Origin of the sequence: Streptomyces sp. Ag82_O1-12, assembly GCF_900182715.1 — a bacterium.
Classification (GTDB): domain Bacteria; phylum Actinomycetota; class Actinomycetes; order Streptomycetales; family Streptomycetaceae; genus Streptomyces; species Streptomyces massasporeus.
Window position 1 is genome coordinate 2,746,000 of sequence record NZ_FXUW01000001.1, and the last position, 17,526, is coordinate 2,763,525.

A 17,526-nucleotide genomic window follows, 5' to 3' on the forward strand; every position below is an offset into this window, starting at 1 on the left:
CGTGACGGCCGTCCTGCGGATCCTGCTCCGCCGTGTCGCCCTGCTCGTGCCGCTGACGCTCGGGATCGTGCTGTTCGTGTTCCTGGTGATGCGGTTCTCGGACGTCGACCCGGCCTCGGCGTTCTTCCAGGGCGCCAACCCGACGCCGCGGCAACTGCACGACTTCCGCGAGGAGCACGGCCTGCTGGATCCGCTGCCGGTGCGCTACGCGGACTTCGTCGCCGCCCTGCTCCACGGCGACCTGGGCACCAGCGCGCTGACCCGGGCACCGGTGATCGACCAGGTCACCACCGCGCTGCCGCTCACCCTCCAGCTGACGTTCCTCGGCCTCGGCATCGCGGTCGTGCTGTCCCTCGTGGGCGGGGTGACCGCGGCGATCTACCGGGACCGGCTGCCCGACCAGATCATCCGGGTCGTGTCGCTGACCGGGGTCGCCGCGCCCGGCTTCTGGCTGGCTCTGCTGATGATCCAGTACCTGGCGGTCGACCTGGGCTGGTTCCCGACCGGCGGCTACATCAACCCGGCCGACTCCTTCACCGGCTGGCTGAGGACCATGACCCTCCCCGCCCTGGCGCTGTCGCTGCCGGTGGCGGCGCAGCTGACCCGGATCGTGCGGACGGCCGTGGTGGAGGAGTTGGACAAGGACTACGTGCGCACGGCGATCGGGAGCGGCCTGCCGCCGCGGGTGGTCGTCGGACGGAACGTGCTGCGCAACGCGCTCATCAACCCGCTCACCGTGCTCGGGCTGCGCGTCGGCTATCTGCTGGGCGGCGCGGTCGTCATCGAGACGATCTTCTCGCTGCCCGGCATGGGCAAGCTGATGATCGACGCCGTGAAGAACGGCGATCCGGCCGTCGTCCAGGGTGTCGTGCTGACGACGGCGGCCGGGTTCGTCGTCGTGAACCTCGTCATCGACGTCCTGTATCTGCTGGTCAACCCGCGACTGAGGGATGCGACCACATGATGACCCGCAAGAGTCTCACCGCGGAGCTGTCCCGGCCCGGCATCCGGCTGCGCGGCTGGCGCAGGCTGCCTCCGCTGTCGAAGATCGCCGTGTGCTTCCTGGCGGTCGTCGTCCTGATGGCGTTGCTCGCGCCGCTCCTCGCCCCGCACGACCCGCTCGACCAGCAGCCGCCGGCCGACGGCACCGGGCATCCGTCGGCCGGGCACTGGATGGGCCAGGACAGCCTCGGCCGGGACATCCTCAGCCGGCTGATGTACGGGGCGCGCTGGTCGCTGGCGATCGGGCTCGGCGCGACGGGGCTGGCCCTGGTCGCCGGTGCGCTGCTGGGGGCGGTCGCGGCGACCTCGCGCAAGGCGGTCGACGAGACGCTGATGCGCTGTCTGGACGTGGTGATGGCGTTCCCGGGCATCGCGCTGGCCGCCGTGCTGGTGGCGGTGTTCGGCGGCGGCATCACGGTGCTGATCTGCGCGATCGCGTTCCTGTTCACACCACCGGTGGCGCGGGTGGTCCGGGCGAACGTCCTCGACCAGTACGGCGAGGACTACGTGACGGCGGAACGGGTGATCGGCGCGCGGACCCCGCACATCGTGCTGCGGCACGTGGCGGTCAACTGCGCGGCGCCGGTGCTGGTGTTCTGCACGGTCCAGGTCGCCGAGGCGGTCGTGTTCGAGGCGTCGCTGTCGTTCATCGGGGCGGGCGTACGGCCACCCGACCCGTCCTGGGGCAGTGTCATCGCGGACGGCAAGAACATGGTGCTGACCGGCGGCTGGTGGGCGACGGTGTTCCCCGGGCTGCTGATGCTGGTGACCGTGCTCTCGCTGAACATCCTGTCCGAGGGCGTGTCCGACGCGTGGGCGGTTCCGTCGGAGCGGGAGGTGGACGTACGCGAGAACGACGACCCGCTTCAGGCCCCGGAGCCGGGCAGCGGCGAGGTACTGCCACTGCCGGGCCTCGCGGCAGCCGCGCAACGGCTGCGCGCGCGGGCCCGCCCCCTGCCCCAGGGGCGGCAACCGGTCCTCGCGGTCGAGAATCTCACCGTCGGCTTCGAGGGCCGGCACGGCGGGGTGGACATCGTCGACGGCGTCGGCTTCGAGGTGCTCCCCGGTGAAGTCCTGGGCCTGGTCGGCGAGTCGGGCTGCGGCAAGTCGCTCACCGCACTGGCGATCATGGGGCTCCAGCCGAAGGGGGCGCGGATCGGCGGCCAGGTCCGTTTCCACCAGCGGGACCTGCTCGCCGAGCCGACGCGCGTGCGCCGCAAGCTGCTCGGCCACGAGATGGCGATGATCTACCAGGACGCGCTGTCGTCCCTCAACCCCGCGATGACGATCCGCGCCCAGCTCAAACAAGTCGTACGCCGAGGCGGCCGCCGCACCCCCGCCGAACTCCTCACCCTGGTCGGCCTCGACCCCGGCCGCACCCTGCGCAGCTATCCGCACGAACTCTCCGGCGGCCAGCGCCAGCGCGTCCTGATCGCCATGGCCCTGTCCCGCGACCCGAAACTGATCGTCGCCGACGAGCCGACGACCGCCCTCGACGTGACCGTGCAGGCCCAGGTCATGGAGCTGCTGCTGCGGCTGCGTGCGGAGCTGGGCTTCGCGCTGATCCTCGTCTCGCACGACCTGGCGCTGGTCGCGGACGTCACCGACCGGGTGGTGGTGATGTACGGCGGGCAGATCGTGGAGACGGGCGTGACCGCCGACCTGGTGGAGGCCCCGGCGCATCACTACACCCGCGGGCTGCTCGGCAGTGTGCTGTCGCTGGAGTCGGCGGCCGAGCGGATGACACAGATCAAGGGTGTCGTGCCGTCCCCGGCGGACTTCCCGGCGGGCTGCCGCTTCGCCGACCGCTGCCCGCTCGCCTCCGAGACCTGCCGTACGACGCCTCCAGACCCGCTGGGCACGCCGACGCACACGGCGGCCTGCCACCACCCCGCGATCGACCTGGTCACCTCGGAGGTCGGGACATGAACGCCTGGTCGGAGGTCGGGACATGAACGCCCTGGTGGAGCTGTCCGGCACCCACGTCGTCCACAAGGCCCGCAGCGGCGGCCTCTTCACCCGGGACCGCGTGTACGCCCTGACCGGTGCCGACCTGGCGATCGCGCCCGGCGAGACCGTCGGCGTGGTGGGCGAGTCCGGCTGCGGGAAGTCGACGCTGGCGAAGGTGCTGGTCGGGGTGCAGCCGCCGACGCGGGGGACGGTGGCGTTCCGGGGCCGGGACCTGTGGGCGATGCCGGCCGCCGAGCGCCGCCGGGCCGTCGGCGGCAGCATCGGCATGATCTTCCAGGACCCGTCGACGGCCCTGAACCGCCGCCTGACCGTCCGGCAGATCCTGCGGGACCCGCTGGACGTGCACGACCGGGGCACGAGGAGCGGACGGGACGCGCGGGTCCGCGAGTTGATGTCCTTGGTCGGCCTCCCCCGCGCCCTCGCCGGGGCCCTGCCGGCGCAGTTGTCGGGCGGGCAGCGCCAGCGCGTCGCGATCGCCCGGGCGCTGGCGCTGGAGCCGGACCTGGTCGTGGCCGACGAGCCGACGAGCGCCCTGGACGTGTCGGTCCGGGCCCAGATCCTCAATCTGCTGCTGGACCTGAAGGAACGCCTGGGCCTGGCCCTGGTGTTCGTCTCGCACGACATCCAGACGGTACGGCGGATGAGCGACCGTGTGATCACCATGTACCTGGGCCGGATCGTGGAGGAGTCCCCGGCGGACCTGGTCACCGACCGGTCCCGGCACCCGTACACCCGCGCCCTGTTCTCCGCCACGCCGGGCCTGCTCGACCCGGTCGACCCGATCCCGCTGGCCGGTCCGCTGCCGTCGGCGACCCGCCCGCCGAGCGGCTGCCCGTTCCGCACCCGCTGCTGGAAGGCGGACGGGCTGTGCGCGGACGAGATGCCTGGCTTCTCCGCCGCGTCGGCGCCCGCGCACCGCTTCCGCTGCCACCATCCTGTCCAGGAGGACGAGTCGACCCGCGACCTCGTCCTTCGACGCGACCCGATGGAGGCCCCATGACTCTCGCCCCGCTGACCGGTGTCATCCCGCCCGTCTGCACGCCCCTGACATCGGACGGCGAGGTGGACGTCCCCTCGCTGACCAGGCTCGTCGACCATCTGGTGGCCGGCGGGGTGCACGGGCTGTTCGTGCTCGGCTCGACCTCGGAGGCCGCGTATCTGCCGGACCGGCAGCGCAGGCTGGTCGTCGAGTCGGTCACGGCCCATGTGGGCGGGCAGCTGCCGGTACTGGCCGGGGCGATCGACATGACGACGCCCCGGGTCCTGGACCATGTCGCGGCGGTGACGGCGGCGGGCGCGGACGCGGTCGTCGTCACCGCCCCGTTCTACGCCCGCACCCACCCCGCGGAGATCGCCCGCCACTACCGCGCGATCGCCGCCGCGAGCCCGGTCCCGGTGATCGCCTACGACCTTCCCGTCGCCGTCCACACGAAGCTGCCGGCCGACGTGGTGCTGGAGCTGGCCGCCGACGGTGTGGTGGCCGGGCTCAAGGACTCCAGCGGCGATCTGGCCGCCTTCCGCCAGGTCGTGACCGGTGTGCGGGAACGCCGGGGCATCACCGGCTTCAGCGTGCTGACCGGCTCCGAGCTGATCGTCGACGCGGCCCTCGCGATCGGCGCGGACGGCACGGTGCCGGGCCTGGGCAACGTCGACCCGCACGGCTACGTCCGCCTGGACGGCCTGTGCCGTGCCGGGGACTGGGAGGGGGCCCGGGCCGAACAGGAGCGGCTGTGCGCCCTGTTCGGCATGGTGACCGTCGGCGACCCGGCCCGGATGGGCCCGAACTCCTCGGCGATCGGCGCCTTCAAGACCGCGCTGCACCTGCGTGGCGTGATCGACTCCCCGGCGACGGCGGAGCCGCAGATCCCGCTGTCGCCGGGCGAGGTGGAGCAGGTCGGGAAGTACCTCGCGGCGGCCGGTCTGCTCTAGAAGCCGGGCCGTGCCCGGCCGTCAGACGCTCCCCGGGGTCACCATCCCCGACTCGTAGGCGACGATGACCAGTTGCGCCCGGTCCCGGGCCGCCAGCTTGCCCATGATGCGGCTGACATGGGTCTTCGCGGTGAGCGGGCTCAGGCCCAACGCGTCGGCGATCTCCGTGTTGTTGAGGCCGCGGCCGACCAGCGCGAGCACCTCACGCTCCCGGCCGGACAGGCACTCGGGTCCGCCCGTCTCCGGTGCCGAGGGGCTGCGCAGGAACCGCTCGATCAGCCGTGCCGTGGGCCCGGGCGACAGCAGGGCCTCGCCGGCCGCGACCGTGCGGATGGCGTCGAGGAGTTCGGCCGGCCGGGTGTCCTTGACCAGGAACCCGGAGGCCCCGGCGCGCAGGGCGTCCACGATGTTCTCGTCGGTGTCGTACGTGGTGAGGACGAGCACCCGGACGTCCGCGAGGTCCTCGTCGGCCGCGATGAGCCGGGTCGCCTCGATGCCGTCCAGGTCGGGCATGCGGATGTCCATCACCACGAGGTCGGGGCGGGCGCCGCGGGCCAGTTCGACGGCCTGCCGGCCGGTGGCGGCCTGGCCGACGACCTCCATGTCGCGGGCCGACTCCACGAGCATCGCGAACGCCTCCCGCACCAGCGTCTGGTCGTCCGCGAGCAGCACCCGTACGGTCATCCGGTCCTCTCCCCCGTCGTGGCCAGCGGCAGGACCGCGGTGACCTCGAACCCGCCCCCGGTGCGCGGTCCGGCGTCGAGTGTGCCACCGACGCTGCGGGCCCGCTCGCGCATCCCCACGAGTCCGAAGCCTGGGTGCCGCCCGGGGCCGGTCCGGTGCCGTGGTCACGGACCGACAGGTGCAGGGCGCCGTCCCGCTCGTCCAGTGCGACGTGGACGGCCGGTTCGGGTCCCGGGGCCGTGCCCTGGGTGGTGGTCGGGCTGTGGCTCGCCGCGCTCGTGCTGGTCGGGCCGCTCGCCGGCAAGTTCGCCGACATCCGGCAGAACCGCGCGGTCGACTACCTGCCCGACAGCGCCGACTCGACGCAGGTGGCGCGGATCCAGGACGAGTTGCCGGGCGGTGAGGCGACCGACCTGGTGCTCGTCTACCACCGGGACGGCGGACTCACCGACGCCGACCGGCGCACCGCCGGCCGGTAGATCACCGAGGTGAGCGGCGCCTACGACCTGCCCCTCGAATCGACCTCACGCCCGACGAACCGGCGCCCGGCCGGCGGGAGTCTGGAGACCGATCCAGACACCCGACCGGAGGGAGCCGGACCCATGGGGGCCGTAAGGACGCGTACCGGGCGGAAGCGTACTTCGGGGGGCGGCCCGGGCCGCGCGTTACTCCCCGGGGAGTACGCGGAAGCGGGTCCTACGAGGGGGTGCGCGCCGCCGCCGGCGGGCGGGCCCTACGAGGGGGTGCGCGCCGCCGCCAGCAGGCGGGTCACGTCGTCGGAGCAGATCGTGAGCGCCGCACCCACCGTCGCCAGCGCGTCCCGCTCGGCCGGGGTGTACGGCCCGTCCGCCAGGGCGATGCGGGCCCCCTGGAGCAGGATCGATTCGCGGCCGACGGTCGCGAGGTGCGGGGCGAGGGGGTCCAGGGCCTCGTGCAGTTCTATGGCCAGCCCCGCGCCGCAGGGTTCGCCGGCGATCCGGCCGGTGTCGGCCTCCAGCGCCTCGACGAGGGCGGCCAGCTGCTCCTCGGTGCAGTCGTCGAAGCCGGCCGCGCGCACGGCGAGCACGGCGGACTCCAGGGCCGAACGGGACCCGGCGCCCCCCGCGGCGAGCACCGCGAGGGCGACCGTGTGCACGGCGTCGCGGAGCATCGCGGAGAAGCGGGTGGTGGTCGGATGGTCGAGGACGTCCGTGCCGAAGTGGCGGCGGCAGGCGGCGCACTCCACGACCGGGCCGGTCTCGCCGCGCGGCAGCACGGGCAGGCCGAGCAGGGTGAAGCGGCGCTGTCCCGTCAGCCGCTGGTAGTTGCGGTCGCCGCCGCAGCCGGGGCAGAAGAACTCCCCGTCACCGGCGGCCGTCCACGCGGTCCGGGTGCCCAGGACGCGCGAAAGCCTGGCGGCATGGCCGTTTCGTCCCCGTCCTGGCAGCACGTCACACCTCCGTCACGCCGCACGGCAACGTCGCCGCGCTTGCGTGATGTTAGCCACATGAGAGACGAGGAGTCAGCACCCCGGAGGAGACCTTTCCGTGACCTCCACAGCAAATGGCCGGTATACGACGGGGCTCCACCCGCCGTACATCGGCGGACGGAGCCCCTGTGGCACCGGTGAGCGGCCTACGGCCGCGAACCCGTACGGCTGGTCAGCGAGCCGCGCGGTTGACGGCCGAGACGACGGCCTTCAGCGAGGCCCGCGTGGTGTTCGCGTCGATTCCGATGCCCCACAGGACCTTGTCGTCGATGGCGCATTCGATGTAGGAGGCGGCCTGCGCGGAGGCGCCCTCGCTCATCGTGTGCTCCTGGTAGTCCAGCAGGCGTACGTCGATGCCGACGGACTGCAGGGCGTCGAAGAAGGCCGAGATCGGACCGTTGCCCGTACCGGTCAGGACGGTGTCCTGCCCGTCGACCGTGGCCTCCACCGTGAGGGTGTCCACGCCGTCGGTGTCGGTCGTCGACTGGCCGTTGCGGACCTGGATGCGGCCCCACGGGTTCTCGGGGTTCGGCAGGTACTCGTCCTGGAAGACCGCCCAGATGTCCTTCGGCGTGACCTCGCCGCCCTCGGCGTCCGTCTTGGCCTGGATGACCTTGGAGAACTCGACCTGCATACGGCGCGGCAGGTCCAGACTGTGGTCGTTCTTCAGGACGTAGGCGATACCGCCCTTGCCGGACTGCGAGTTGACCCGGATGACCGCCTCGTAGGAGCGGCCGACGTCCTTGGGGTCGATGGGCAGGTAGGGGACGGCCCACTCGATGTCGTCGACGGTGACGCCCTGGGCGGCGGCGTCGGCCTCCATGGCGTCGAAGCCCTTCTTGATGGCGTCCTGGTGGGAGCCGGAGAAGGACGTGTAGACCAGGTCGCCCACGTACGGGTGGCGCGGGTGGACCTCCATCTGGTTGCAGTACTCCCACGTGCGACGGATCTCGTCGATGTCGGAGAAGTCGATCTGCGGGTCGACGCCCTGGGAGAACAGGTTCATGCCCAGGGTGACCAGGTCGACGTTGCCGGTGCGCTCGCCCTGCCCGAACAGGCAGCCCTCGACGCGGTCGGCGCCGGCCATCAGGGCCAGCTCGGCGGCGGCGACGGCGGTGCCGCGGTCGTTGTGGGGGTGGATCGACAGGCAGACGTGCTCGCGGCGGGAGAGATTGCGGCCCATCCACTCGAAGCGGTCCGCGTGCGTGGAGGGCGTGGAGCGCTCCACGGTGGCCGGCAGGTTCAGGATGATCTCGCGGCCCGGGCCGGGCTGCCAGACGTCCATGACCGCCTCGCAGACCTCCAGCGCGAAGTCCAGCTCGGTGTCGGTGAAGATCTCGGGGCTGTACTGGTAGCCGAACTCGGTCTCGGGGCCCAGCAGCTTCTCGGCGTACTCGACGACCAGCCGGGTGCCGTCGACGGCGATCTGCTTGATGTCGTCCTTGGAGCCGCGGAAGACGACCCGGCGGAAGACCGGGGCCGTGGCGTTGTACAGGTGGACCGTGGCGCGCTTGGCGCCCTTCAGGGACTCCACCGTGCGCTCGATCAGGTCCTCGCGGGCCTGGGTCAGTACGGAGATGGTGACGTCGTCGGGGATGGCCCCGGGCTCCTCGATGATGGAGCGCACGAAGTCGAAGTCGGTCTGGCCGGAGGCCGGGAAGCCGACCTCGATCTCCTTGTAGCCCATCTTCACCAGCAGGTCGAACATTGCGCGCTTGCGGGCGGGCGACATGGGGTCGATCAGGGCCTGGTTGCCGTCACGCAGGTCGGTGGAGAGCCAGCGGGGGGCGGTGGTGATGCGCTGCTCCGGCCAGGTGCGGTCCGGGATGTCGACCTGCTCGTAGCGGCCGTACTTGTGGATCGGCAGGGAACTGGGCTGCTGGCGGTTCGCCATGATGCTTAGGGCTCCTCAGAGGGTGTCCGGAAGGACGGCCGACGACGCAGCACCAAGCTCCGCGGGGAGGGAGTCGGCCTCGACTACAGGCCCTCGCCGCGGCAGCTAAGGAGAAGCAGCCCGAAACGCATGATGCGCAGCATGCTAGCCGAGCCTCTCCCGGCGCGTGGGGTCGTATCAGTATGCGGGACCCGGCGCACATAGGGGACAAAAAGTGCGCTATGCCACTTCGCCATAGCACTCACCACGGAGCGTGAGGGGTGTTGTCCCGGTATTTCACCAATCATGGTGGCGACTAGTGACAGCTTCGTCACGCAGTGCAAGGGTGCCGGGCATGACGACTCACGGGGGCTTCGAGCCCGTCTTCTGCACCATCGTTCCGCCTCATGTCCTCGACAAGCTCGCCCAGGCCGAGGACTCCGCGCTCGCCGGTCCCGCCCGCCGCACCCTGCAACGCGACGCCTTCGAGCGCACCCAGCGCCGCCTCACCACGGTCATCGGCGCGAGTGCCGTCGCCGCGGCCGCCGACGGCAAGCCGCGGCGCACGGTCCACGACGCCCGGCACGGCACCGACCTGCCCGGCCACAAGGTCCGCGGCGAGGGCGACAAGCCCGGAAAGGACGCCACCGTCAACCGCGCCTACGCCGGCCTCGGCGCGACCTTCGAGCTGTTCCTCCAGGCCTACCGGCGCGACTCGATCGACGGCAACGGCCTCCCGCTGAACGCGACGGTGCACTACGACCGCGACTACAACAACGCGTTCTGGAACGGCGAGCAGATGGTCTTCGGCGACGGGGACGGGGAGATCTTCCTGGACTTCACCATCCCGATCGACGTCATCGGCCACGAACTCGCGCACGGCGTCACGCAGTACACGGCCAACCTCACCTACTTCGGCCAGCCCGGCGCGCTCAACGAGTCCCTGTCGGATGTCTTCGGCGCCCTGATCAAGCAGTACACGCTCGGCCAGACCGCCGCCGAGGCCGACTGGCTGATCGGCGCGGGCCTGCTCGCCCCGCGCGTGACCGGCACGGCGCTGCGCTCCATGAAGGAGCCGGGCACGGCGTACGACGACGACGTCCTCGGCAAGGACCCGCAGCCGGCGACGATGGACGACTTCGTGCGCACCGGACGCGACAACGGCGGCGTCCACATCAACTCGGGCATCCCGAACCACGCCTTCTACCTCGCGGCCACGGCCCTCGGCGGCCACGCCTGGGAGCGGGCCGGACAGGTCTGGTACGACGTCCTGACCGGCGGCGAGCTGGAGCAGCAGGCGATGTTCGCCGACTTCGCCACGCTCACCGTGAAGGCCGCCCGGGAGCGCTTCGGCGACGGGGAGGAACTGGACGCCGTGTCGAAGGCCTGGGAGCAGGTCGGGGTGCGGACCCTGTAGTTCCGTACTAGACAGGTGTCATGCGTATTCAGGTGCGGCGCACGGGCGGGTTCGCGGGCATCGAGCGGCATGCCGAGGTGGACACCTCGGACCGGCCGGATGCCTCCGCGTGGCACGCCCTCGCGGAGCAGGCCGTGGCCGCCGGCCGGAGCACACCGCCGGTCGGGGTCCCGGACGGGTTCTCCTACCAGCTCACCGTGGACGGGAAGACCGTGTACTGCGCGGATCCCCGGCTGACGGACGAGCAGCGGAAGCTGATCTCGCGGGTGCTGAAGGAAGGGGCGTGACGGGTCCGCGCCACCAGCCGGACAACAGCTCCTTTCCGCCGGGCCGTTGACTTCCGTTACCGCCGGTACGGATGATCCAGCGCATGGCGACTGACGCAGGCAATCCGATCCCCCGTTTCCCGGCCGGTTTCCTCTGGGGCGTCTCCACCTCGGCGCACCAGATCGAGGGCGCCGCGGACGAACGTGAGCCGTCCGTGTGGGACGCCTTCACGGCCGAGCCGGGGCGGGTGAAGGACGGCTCGACGGCGGCGGTGGCCTGCGACCACGTCCACCGCCACCGCGAGGACGTGGCACTCCTGGCCGGCCTGGGCGTGAACGCCTACCGCTTCTCGATCTCGTGGCCGCGGGTGCGCTCCGAGAAGGGCCTGGACTTCTACGACCGGCTGGTCGACGACCTGTGCGCGGCGGGTGTCCGTCCCGTCCCGACACTGTTCCACTGGGACCTGCCCGCGGACCTGGACTGGCTGGAGCGGGACACGGCCGAACACTTCGCCGAGCACGTGGCGCGGGTCGCGGACCGCCTCGGCGACCGCGTGACGAAGTGGATCACCCTGAACGAGCCCGCCGAGCACACCCTGCTGGGCCACGCCCTGGGCGTGCACGCGCCGGGGCGGCAGCTGCTGTTCGACGCGCTGCCGGCAGCCCACCACCAGTTGCTCGCCCACGGCCTGGCCGTCCGGGCCCTGCGCGCCTCGGGCGCGTCGGACATCGGCATCGCCAACTCGCACGGCCCGACCTGGGCGGCGTCCACGGAGGCGGCGGACGTGGAGGCGGCGGACTTCTACGACCTGCTGCTGAACCGCCTGTTCGCGGACCCGCTGCTGCTGGGCCGCTACCCGGACGGCATCGGCGAGCTGATGCCGGGGGACGTCGAGGCGGACCTGAAGGTGATCGCCGAGCCGCTCGACTGGTACGGGATCAACTACTACGCCCCGACCCGGGTGGGAGCCCCGCAGGGCGCGGAGATCGAGTTCGGCGGGATCACCATGCCCGCCGAACTGCCCTTCTCCGTCCGCGAGATCGAGGGCCACCCGGTCACGGACTTCGGCTGGCCCGTCGTCCCCGAGGGCCTCACCGAACTCCTCACCACCTTCCGCGACCGCTACGGCGACCGGCTCCCGCCCGTCGTCATCACCGAGAACGGCTGCTCCTACCCGGGCGTCGACGACCAGGACCGCATCGCCTACCTGGACGGCCACGTCCGGGCCCTGCACCGGGCGGTGGAGGCGGGCGTCGACGTGCGCGGCTACTTCGTGTGGTCCCTGCTCGACAACTTCGAGTGGGCGGAGGGCTACGCACGCCGCTTCGGCCTGGTCCACGTCGACTTCGACACCCAGGAGCGCACCCCCAAGGCGTCCTACCACTGGTACCGGGAGCTGCTGAAGGCGCAGGCGCCTACGGCTTGATGCCCACCCCGGTCCACAGGCTGACCTCGGCGTCCGTCGGGGCGTCGCCCCCGGTGGCGTCGGGCCGCCAGCGGTGGCCCACGCTGACGCCCGGCTCGAGCAGGTCCAGGCCGTCGAAGAAGCGGGCGACCTCCTCCCGCGAGCGGAACCGCACCGGGGTGCCTGCCGAGGTGTAGATGTCGGTGACCTTCTGCCAGGTCGACGGGTCGAAGTCGGGCGTGCAGTGGCTGAGCGCGAGGGCGCTGCCCGAGGGCAGCACGTCCAGCAGGCGGCGCACGATGCCGTAGGGGTCCTGGGCGTCGGTGACGAAGTGCATCAGGGCGTTGAGGGACAGCGCGACCGGGCGGTCCAGGTCCAGGATCTCGGCCAGCTCGGGCGCGTTCAGCAACGACTGCGGGGCGTTGACGTCCGCCTCTATGTACGTGGTGCGGCCCTCGGAGGTGCTGCGCATCAGGCGCTCGGCGTACTTCAGGACGAGCGGGTCGTTGTCGGCGTAGACCACCCGGGCGTCCGGCACCACGGACTGGGCGACCTGGTGCAGGTTGGGCTCGGTGGGGATGCCCGTGCCGATGTCCAGCCACTGGCGGATGCCGTGCTCGCGGGCCAGGACGCGGGTGGCGCGGTGCATGAAGGCCCGGTTCTCGCGGGCGCACACGAAGATGGCGGGGTAGGCCTCGGCGACCCGCTCCGCCGCCAGCTTGTCGACCTCGAAGTGGTCCTTGCCGCCGAGGTAGTAGTCGTACATGCGGGCGGAGTGCGGCCTGCTGGTGTCGATGTCCCGCGCGGTCTGCGAGTTGCTCATGGGGTGCCTCTCAGTGGGGGGTGGTGGTGCGGGCCCGGCCCGCAGGGGGCTTCAGCGGGCCGTCAGATGGTCGGCGAGGCCCTGCTTGACCCCCGCGACGAACGCGGTGATCTCCTCGGGCGTGTAGATCAGCGCGGGACCGGCGGGATCCGTGGACTGCCGGACCGCCACGCGGCCGTCGGCGAGCTGCTTGGTCTCCACGCACTGGCCCCCGTTCGGACCGCTCCAGGGCCGTTCCCAGCCCTGCTCCCCCAGGTCCGACGCGGGCATCCCGTTGTAGACGGTGCCCTCGGTGATGGTCATGCGTACTCCTTCCGCATGCGGTTCAACAGCGCTCTGCTGTCCGCGGACGAGGTCTTCAGCGACAGCCGGTTGTGCGCCTCCAGATGGGCCACGACATCCGCGCGCTGGTCCAGGTAGACGGAGGCGGAGAGGATCTCGCTGTAGACGATGTCGGGCAGCTCACGCTCCTCGAACCGGAAGTAGGTGAAGGGCGCGCACGCCCCGACGTGGGCGCCCGCGCCGAACGGCACGATGTCGACGCTGACGTGCTCCAGCTCGGACGCCTCCAGCAGCCGGTCGATCTGGTCCCGCATCACCTCGGGGCCGCCCACCACCCGGTGCAGCACGGCCTCCTCCATCACCACCCACAGCGTGGGCGCGTCCGGCTTGGTGAGCAGGCTCTGGCGGCGCAGCCGCAGCTCCACGCGCCGGTCGAGGTCGTCCTCGCCGTCGTTGGGGAAGCCGCCGCGCAGCACGGCCCGCGCGTACCCGGGCGTCTGGAGCAGGCCCGTGACGTACTGCGGCTCATAGGTGCGCAGGGTTCTCGCGCCGGTCTCCAGGCTCACGTAGGCGGTGAACCAGGACGGCATCACATCCCGGTAGGGGTGCCACCAGCCGGGCTCGTTGGCCCGCTCGGCCAGGGTGACGAACTCGTCGATCTCCTGACGGCCGGCCCCGTAGGTCTCCAGCAGCTTCTCGACGTAGAGGATCTTCAGGCCGACCTCGGCCTTCTCCAGGCGGCGGATGGTCAGCGGCGTGACGCGCAGGGCCTTGGCGGCGTCGTCGAGCGACAGGCCCGCGCCCTGCCTGGCCTCCTGGAGCCGGCGGCCCAGGATCATGCGGAGAACGGTGGGAGCACCGGCACCGGCGCCGGATCGCGCGTCGTTCACGCCGTGCCTCCTGAAGGGTCGTCATCGCCGCTGATTTTGGGAGGACTTGAACGTTTCACCAGATCGTCCCGCCCGGGCGATACCGTCCTTCTGAAATTATCAGGCAGATGGTTGCAGCGTGAACTGCTCTACGAGCATAGTTACTTGTGTGACCAGGGTTCCGGAAGAAGCAACTCCCCCATCCGGCCGGTCCGTTGTCCGCTCGCCCCTTCCTTGACTGCGCCCACCCCCCACGGAAGGCGATCGCCGTGTCCCCCCACACGACATCCACTCCCCGGTTCCTGGACGCGGTGCGCCCGGACCGCACCGAATGGCTGGAGCTGCCTCCACAGCGGACCAGCGTCAGAGTCGCCCGCCATGCCATGAGCGCGCGGCTGGCCTCGTGGCAGGTGCCCGAGGAGGTGTGCGCGAACGCCGTGCTGCTCGTGTCCGAGCTGGTCACCAACGCCGTGCTGCACACGCTCAGCGAACGGGTCCTGTGCGGCGTCCAGCTGATGACGGACGCGCGCTTCCGGCTGGAGGTCCACGACGGCGACCTCACGGGCCGCGGCATCCCCGACCGCTGCCCCGGCCCCGACGACGAGGGAGGCCGCGGCCTGCTGCTCGTCCGGGAGATAGCCGACAGCTGGGGCATCACCCGCTCGACCCTCACGGGCGGAAACGCGGTGTGGGCGAGCCTGGGGACGGCGTTATGACCCGCCGCGGGACGTCACGAGGCCTGGGCTCGCGCCGTGGCCTCGCCGAACCTCAGAACCCCAGCTTGCGCAACTGCCTGGGATCCCGCTGCCAGTCCTTCGCCACCTTCACATGCAGGTCCAGGAAGACCGGGGTACCCAGCAGCGCCTCGATCTGCTTGCGGGACTTGATGCCGACCTCCTTCAGGCGCTTGCCCTTGGGGCCGATGATGATGCCCTTCTGGCTGGGGCGCTCGATGTAGACGAAGGCGTGGATGTCGAGGAGGGGCTTGTCGGCGGGGCGGTCCTCGCGGGGGAGCATCTCCTCGACGACGACGGCGATGGAGTGCGGCAGCTCGTCGCGGACGCCCTCCAGCGCGGCCTCGCGGATCAGCTCCGCGATCATGACCTGCTCGGGCTCGTCGGTCAGGTCGCCCTCGGGGTAGAGCGCCGGGCCCTCGGGCAGCAGGGGCACGATCAGGTCGGCCAGCAGACCCACCTGCTGGTCGCCGACCGCCGACACCGGCACGATCTCGGCCCACTCGAAGCCCAGCTCCTTGCCGAGCTGGTCGATGGCGATCAGCTGCTCGGCGAGCGTCTTGCTGTCCACGAGGTCGGTCTTGGTGACGATCGCGATCTTCGGCGTCTTCTTGATGGACGCCAGTTCCTTCGCGATGAAACGGTCACCGGGGCCGAGCTTCTCGTTCGCCGGCAGACAGAAGCCGATCACGTCGACCTCGGCCCACGTCGTGCGCACGACGTCGTTGAGCCGCTCGCCGAGCAGGGTGCGCGGCTTGTGCAGTCCCGGGGTGTCGACCAGGATCAGCTGGGCGTCCGGGCGGTGCACGATGCCCCGCACGGTGTGCCGCGTCGTCTGCGGCTGATTCGCCGTGATCGCCACCTTCTGGCCGACCAGAGCATTCGTGAGAGTGGACTTGCCCGCGTTGGGACGGCCCACGAAGCAGGCGAAACCGGCCCTGTGGACAGCTCCGGCCGGCTCTTCGGATGACTGGGTACGAACGCTCATGCCGCCCATTCTCCCTGATCCCCGGAGCCGCCCCGTACCGGACGCCCTCCGTGAGCTCCTGGAAACCCTCACGCAACGAAACGTCATGGAAACACACCCGTACGCAACCGGAAACGAGGGCCGGTGAACCTCTGACGAGCCCCCGCACCGTTGGAGACAACCGTGACCCTCGCCGCCGCAAGCGCCGACACCGGTGACACCGCCTGGCTGCTCGCCGCCACCGCCCTCGTCCTGCTGATGACCCCGGGCCTGGCCCTCTTCTACGGCGGCATGGTCCGTACGAAGAGCGTGCTGAACATGCTGATGATGAGCTTCGTGTCGATCGCCCTGGTGACGGTGGTGTGGCTGGCGGCCGGCTACTCGCTGGCCTTCGGCGAGGACGCGGCGGGCGGACTCATCGGCGGGCTGGAACACGTCGGCATGAGCGGCCTGGGCCCGGACAGCGTCCAGGGCACGGTCCCCACGGTCCTGTTCGCCACCTTCCAGCTCACCTTCGCGATCGTCACGGCCGCGCTGGTCAGCGGGGCGGTCGCCGACCGGGCGAAGTTCGCCGCGTGGCTGGTCTTCGTGCCGGTCTGGGCGCTGCTCGTATACGTTCCGGTCGCGCACTGGGTGTGGGGGCCGGGCGGCTGGATCCTGGAGCGGCTGGGTGCCCTGGACTTCGCGGGCGGACTGCCCGTGGAGATCGTCTCCGGCGCCTCGGGGCTGGCGTTGTGCCTGGTCCTGGGCCCGCGGATGGGCTTCAAGAAGGACGCCATGCGCCCGCACAACCTGCCCATGGTGATGCTGGGCGCCGGTCTGCTGTGGTTCGGCTGGTTCGGCTTCAACGCCGGCTCGGCGCTCGGCGCCAACGGTCTCGCGGCCGCCGCGTTCCTCAACACCCTGGCCGCGGGCTGCACCGGCCTGCTCGGCTGGCTCTTCGTGGAGCAGAAGCGCGACGGCCATCCCACGACCCTGGGCGCCGCGTCCGGCGCGGTCGCGGGGCTGGTCGCCATCACCCCGTCCTGCGGGTCCGTCTCCCTGCTCGGCGCGCTGGTCGTGGGCCTCGCGGCCGGTGTCGTCTGCTCGTACGCCGTGAGCTGGAAGTTCAAGCTGAACTACGACGACTCCCTGGACGTCGTCGGCGTCCACCTGGTCGGCGGTGTCATCGGCACGCTCCTCATCGGCGTCTTCGCCACCCGGGCGATGACGGGCGGCGCCGAGGGCCTCCTCTACGGCGGCGGCCTCGCCCAGCTCGGCAAGCAGCTGCTGGCCGTGGTCGTGGTGGGGGCGTACGCGTTCGGCGTGACCTACGGCATCGGCAAGCTGATCGACGCCACGATGGGCCTGCGCGCCACCGAGGAGCAGGAGCAGACCGGCCTGGACCTTACGGTGCACGCCGAGACGGCCTACGATCACGGGGTCCTGGGCCACGGCGCCCCGGTCTCCTCCTCCGTCGTCTCCCACCCCCAGAAGGTCACCCCCCAGGCATGAAGCTCATCACCGCGATCGTCAAGCCGTACCGCCTCGACGAGGTCAAGAACGCCCTGCAGGAACTCGGCGTGCACGGCCTGACCGTGAGCGAGGCCAGCGGCTACGGCCGGCAGCGCGGTCACACCGAGGTGTACCGCGGCGCCGAGTACCAGGTCGACCTGGTGCCCAAGGTCCGTATCGAGGTCGTCGTCGAGGACGCGGACTCCGAGGCCGTCATCGACGCGGTCGTGAAGGCCGCGCACACCGGCAAGATCGGCGACGGCAAGGTGTGGGCGCTGCCCGTCGACACGGTCGTGCGAGTGCGGACGGGCGAGCGCGGCCCCGACGCGCTCTGACACCGG

Annotated in this window: 17 protein-coding genes and 2 pseudogenes; 11 read left to right on the plus strand and 8 right to left on the minus strand. The window is 71.3% G+C overall.

The window, feature by feature from the left end; genetic code table 11:
• The first annotated feature begins 1 nt into the window (after position 1).
• The 4 genes from QOL88_RS12615 to QOL88_RS12630 are packed head-to-tail and all read left to right on the plus strand — an operon-like array spanning position 2 to position 4,902.
• A complete protein-coding gene (locus tag QOL88_RS12615; RefSeq protein ID WP_097216513.1) occupies positions 2–964 on the plus strand; it encodes an ABC transporter permease in 963 nt (320 codons plus the stop codon).
• Positions 961–2,931, plus strand: coding sequence for a dipeptide/oligopeptide/nickel ABC transporter permease/ATP-binding protein (locus QOL88_RS12620; RefSeq protein WP_097216514.1), 1,971 nt, complete (start codon positions 961–963; stop codon positions 2,929–2,931). The genes QOL88_RS12615 and QOL88_RS12620 overlap by 4 nt, the downstream gene beginning before the upstream one ends.
• 22 nt (positions 2,932–2,953) lie before the next feature.
• Positions 2,954–3,973: an oligopeptide/dipeptide ABC transporter ATP-binding protein gene (locus QOL88_RS12625; protein WP_097216515.1), complete on the plus strand. Its 1,020-nt coding sequence runs from the start codon at positions 2,954–2,956 to the stop codon at positions 3,971–3,973.
• The gene (locus QOL88_RS12630; RefSeq protein WP_097216516.1) at positions 3,970–4,902 is read left to right on the plus strand and encodes a dihydrodipicolinate synthase family protein; all 933 of its coding nucleotides are present in this window, start codon (positions 3,970–3,972) and stop codon (positions 4,900–4,902) included. Before QOL88_RS12625 ends, QOL88_RS12630 begins: the two co-directional genes overlap by 4 nt.
• A 21-nt stretch (positions 4,903–4,923) precedes the next feature.
• On the opposite strand, the gene QOL88_RS12635 is transcribed toward QOL88_RS12630, so the two are convergent.
• The gene (locus tag QOL88_RS12635) at positions 4,924–5,586 is read right to left on the minus strand and encodes a response regulator transcription factor (RefSeq protein WP_097216517.1); all 663 of its coding nucleotides are present in this window, start codon (positions 5,584–5,586) and stop codon (positions 4,924–4,926) included.
• Positions 5,583–5,818, minus strand: a pseudogene (locus tag QOL88_RS12640) (ATP-binding protein); the annotation flags it as partial. The gene QOL88_RS12635 and the pseudogene QOL88_RS12640, both read right to left, overlap by 4 nt.
• A gap of 7 nt (positions 5,819–5,825) precedes the next feature.
• On the opposite strand from QOL88_RS12640, the pseudogene QOL88_RS12645 reads away from it, so the two are divergent.
• Positions 5,826–6,062: pseudogene (locus QOL88_RS12645) on the plus strand (MMPL family transporter); the annotation flags it as partial.
• Positions 6,063–6,319: 257 nt separating this feature from the next.
• Here QOL88_RS12645 and QOL88_RS12650 read toward each other — a convergent pair.
• Positions 6,320–7,015: a TerB family tellurite resistance protein gene (locus QOL88_RS12650; RefSeq protein WP_097216518.1), complete on the minus strand. Its 696-nt coding sequence runs from the start codon at positions 7,013–7,015 to the stop codon at positions 6,320–6,322.
• A 211-nt stretch (positions 7,016–7,226) separates the two neighbouring features.
• Positions 7,227–8,948: a 2-isopropylmalate synthase gene (gene leuA, locus QOL88_RS12655; RefSeq protein WP_097216519.1), complete on the minus strand. Its 1,722-nt coding sequence runs from the start codon at positions 8,946–8,948 to the stop codon at positions 7,227–7,229.
• Between the two features lie 334 nt (positions 8,949–9,282).
• Between leuA and QOL88_RS12660 the strand changes: the two genes are divergently transcribed.
• The 3 genes from QOL88_RS12660 (at position 9,283) to QOL88_RS12670 (ending at position 12,037) form a co-directional block, all read left to right on the plus strand.
• Positions 9,283–10,344 carry a M4 family metallopeptidase gene (locus QOL88_RS12660; protein WP_097216520.1) on the plus strand — a complete coding sequence of 354 codons (1,062 nt, stop codon included), beginning with the start codon at positions 9,283–9,285 and terminating at the stop codon, positions 10,342–10,344.
• A 20-nt stretch (positions 10,345–10,364) separates the two neighbouring features.
• Positions 10,365–10,631 (plus strand): protealysin inhibitor emfourin, encoded by a 267-nt coding sequence (locus tag QOL88_RS12665; protein ID WP_097216521.1) that lies wholly within the window; start codon positions 10,365–10,367, stop codon positions 10,629–10,631.
• 83 nt (positions 10,632–10,714) lie between these two features.
• On the plus strand, positions 10,715–12,037 hold the full coding sequence (locus QOL88_RS12670) for a GH1 family beta-glucosidase (RefSeq protein WP_097216522.1): 1,323 nt from the start codon (positions 10,715–10,717) through the stop codon (positions 12,035–12,037).
• On the opposite strand, the gene QOL88_RS12675 is transcribed toward QOL88_RS12670, so the two are convergent.
• From QOL88_RS12675 to QOL88_RS12685, 3 genes are read right to left on the minus strand one after another with little or no spacing between them, the layout of a single operon-like run.
• Positions 12,027–12,839: an SAM-dependent methyltransferase gene (locus QOL88_RS12675; RefSeq protein ID WP_097216523.1), complete on the minus strand. Its 813-nt coding sequence runs from the start codon at positions 12,837–12,839 to the stop codon at positions 12,027–12,029. The genes QOL88_RS12670 and QOL88_RS12675 overlap by 11 nt on opposite strands.
• 51 nt (positions 12,840–12,890) lie before the next feature.
• Positions 12,891–13,142 (minus strand): DUF397 domain-containing protein, encoded by a 252-nt coding sequence (locus tag QOL88_RS12680; RefSeq protein WP_097216524.1) that lies wholly within the window; start codon positions 13,140–13,142, stop codon positions 12,891–12,893.
• A complete protein-coding gene (locus tag QOL88_RS12685) occupies positions 13,139–14,011 on the minus strand; it encodes a Sco1979 family transcriptional regulator (RefSeq protein ID WP_097216525.1) in 873 nt (290 codons plus the stop codon). The genes QOL88_RS12680 and QOL88_RS12685 overlap by 4 nt, the downstream gene beginning before the upstream one ends.
• 248 nt (positions 14,012–14,259) lie before the next feature.
• Between QOL88_RS12685 and QOL88_RS12690 the strand changes: the two genes are divergently transcribed.
• Positions 14,260–14,706 carry an ATP-binding protein gene (locus QOL88_RS12690; RefSeq protein WP_097216526.1) on the plus strand — a complete coding sequence of 149 codons (447 nt, stop codon included), beginning with the start codon at positions 14,260–14,262 and terminating at the stop codon, positions 14,704–14,706.
• A gap of 52 nt (positions 14,707–14,758) precedes the next feature.
• Here QOL88_RS12690 and era read toward each other — a convergent pair whose 3' ends face one another.
• On the minus strand, positions 14,759–15,721 hold the full coding sequence (gene era, locus QOL88_RS12695) for a GTPase Era (protein WP_097216527.1): 963 nt from the start codon (positions 15,719–15,721) through the stop codon (positions 14,759–14,761).
• 153 nt (positions 15,722–15,874) lie between these two features.
• Between era and QOL88_RS12700 the strand changes: the two genes are divergently transcribed.
• Positions 15,875–17,185: an ammonium transporter gene (locus QOL88_RS12700; RefSeq protein ID WP_097216528.1), complete on the plus strand. Its 1,311-nt coding sequence runs from the start codon at positions 15,875–15,877 to the stop codon at positions 17,183–17,185.
• Entirely contained in the window at positions 17,182–17,520 is a 339-nt protein-coding gene (locus QOL88_RS12705; RefSeq protein ID WP_097216529.1) for a P-II family nitrogen regulator, read from the plus strand. Before QOL88_RS12700 ends, QOL88_RS12705 begins: the two co-directional genes overlap by 4 nt.
• Positions 17,521–17,526 lie beyond the last annotated feature (6 nt).

Coding starts and splice junctions, on each gene's coding strand:
- QOL88_RS12680 (WP_097216524.1), bottom strand. CDS start 13,142: ATGACCATCACCGAGGGCACCGTCTACAACGGGATGCCCGCGTCGGAC.
- QOL88_RS12660 (WP_097216520.1), top strand. CDS start 9,283: ATGACGACTCACGGGGGCTTCGAGCCCGTCTTCTGCACCATCGTTCCG.
- QOL88_RS12620 (WP_097216514.1), top strand. CDS start 961: ATGATGACCCGCAAGAGTCTCACCGCGGAGCTGTCCCGGCCCGGCATC.
- leuA (WP_097216519.1), bottom strand. CDS start 8,948: ATGGCGAACCGCCAGCAGCCCAGTTCCCTGCCGATCCACAAGTACGGC.
- QOL88_RS12705 (WP_097216529.1), top strand. CDS start 17,182: ATGAAGCTCATCACCGCGATCGTCAAGCCGTACCGCCTCGACGAGGTC.
- QOL88_RS12665 (WP_097216521.1), top strand. CDS start 10,365: ATGCGTATTCAGGTGCGGCGCACGGGCGGGTTCGCGGGCATCGAGCGG.
- QOL88_RS12635 (WP_097216517.1), bottom strand. CDS start 5,586: ATGACCGTACGGGTGCTGCTCGCGGACGACCAGACGCTGGTGCGGGAG.
- QOL88_RS12630 (WP_097216516.1), top strand. CDS start 3,970: ATGACTCTCGCCCCGCTGACCGGTGTCATCCCGCCCGTCTGCACGCCC.
- QOL88_RS12625 (WP_097216515.1), top strand. CDS start 2,954: ATGAACGCCCTGGTGGAGCTGTCCGGCACCCACGTCGTCCACAAGGCC.
- QOL88_RS12670 (WP_097216522.1), top strand. CDS start 10,715: ATGGCGACTGACGCAGGCAATCCGATCCCCCGTTTCCCGGCCGGTTTC.
- QOL88_RS12675 (WP_097216523.1), bottom strand. CDS start 12,839: ATGAGCAACTCGCAGACCGCGCGGGACATCGACACCAGCAGGCCGCAC.
- era (WP_097216527.1), bottom strand. CDS start 15,721: ATGGGCGGCATGAGCGTTCGTACCCAGTCATCCGAAGAGCCGGCCGGA.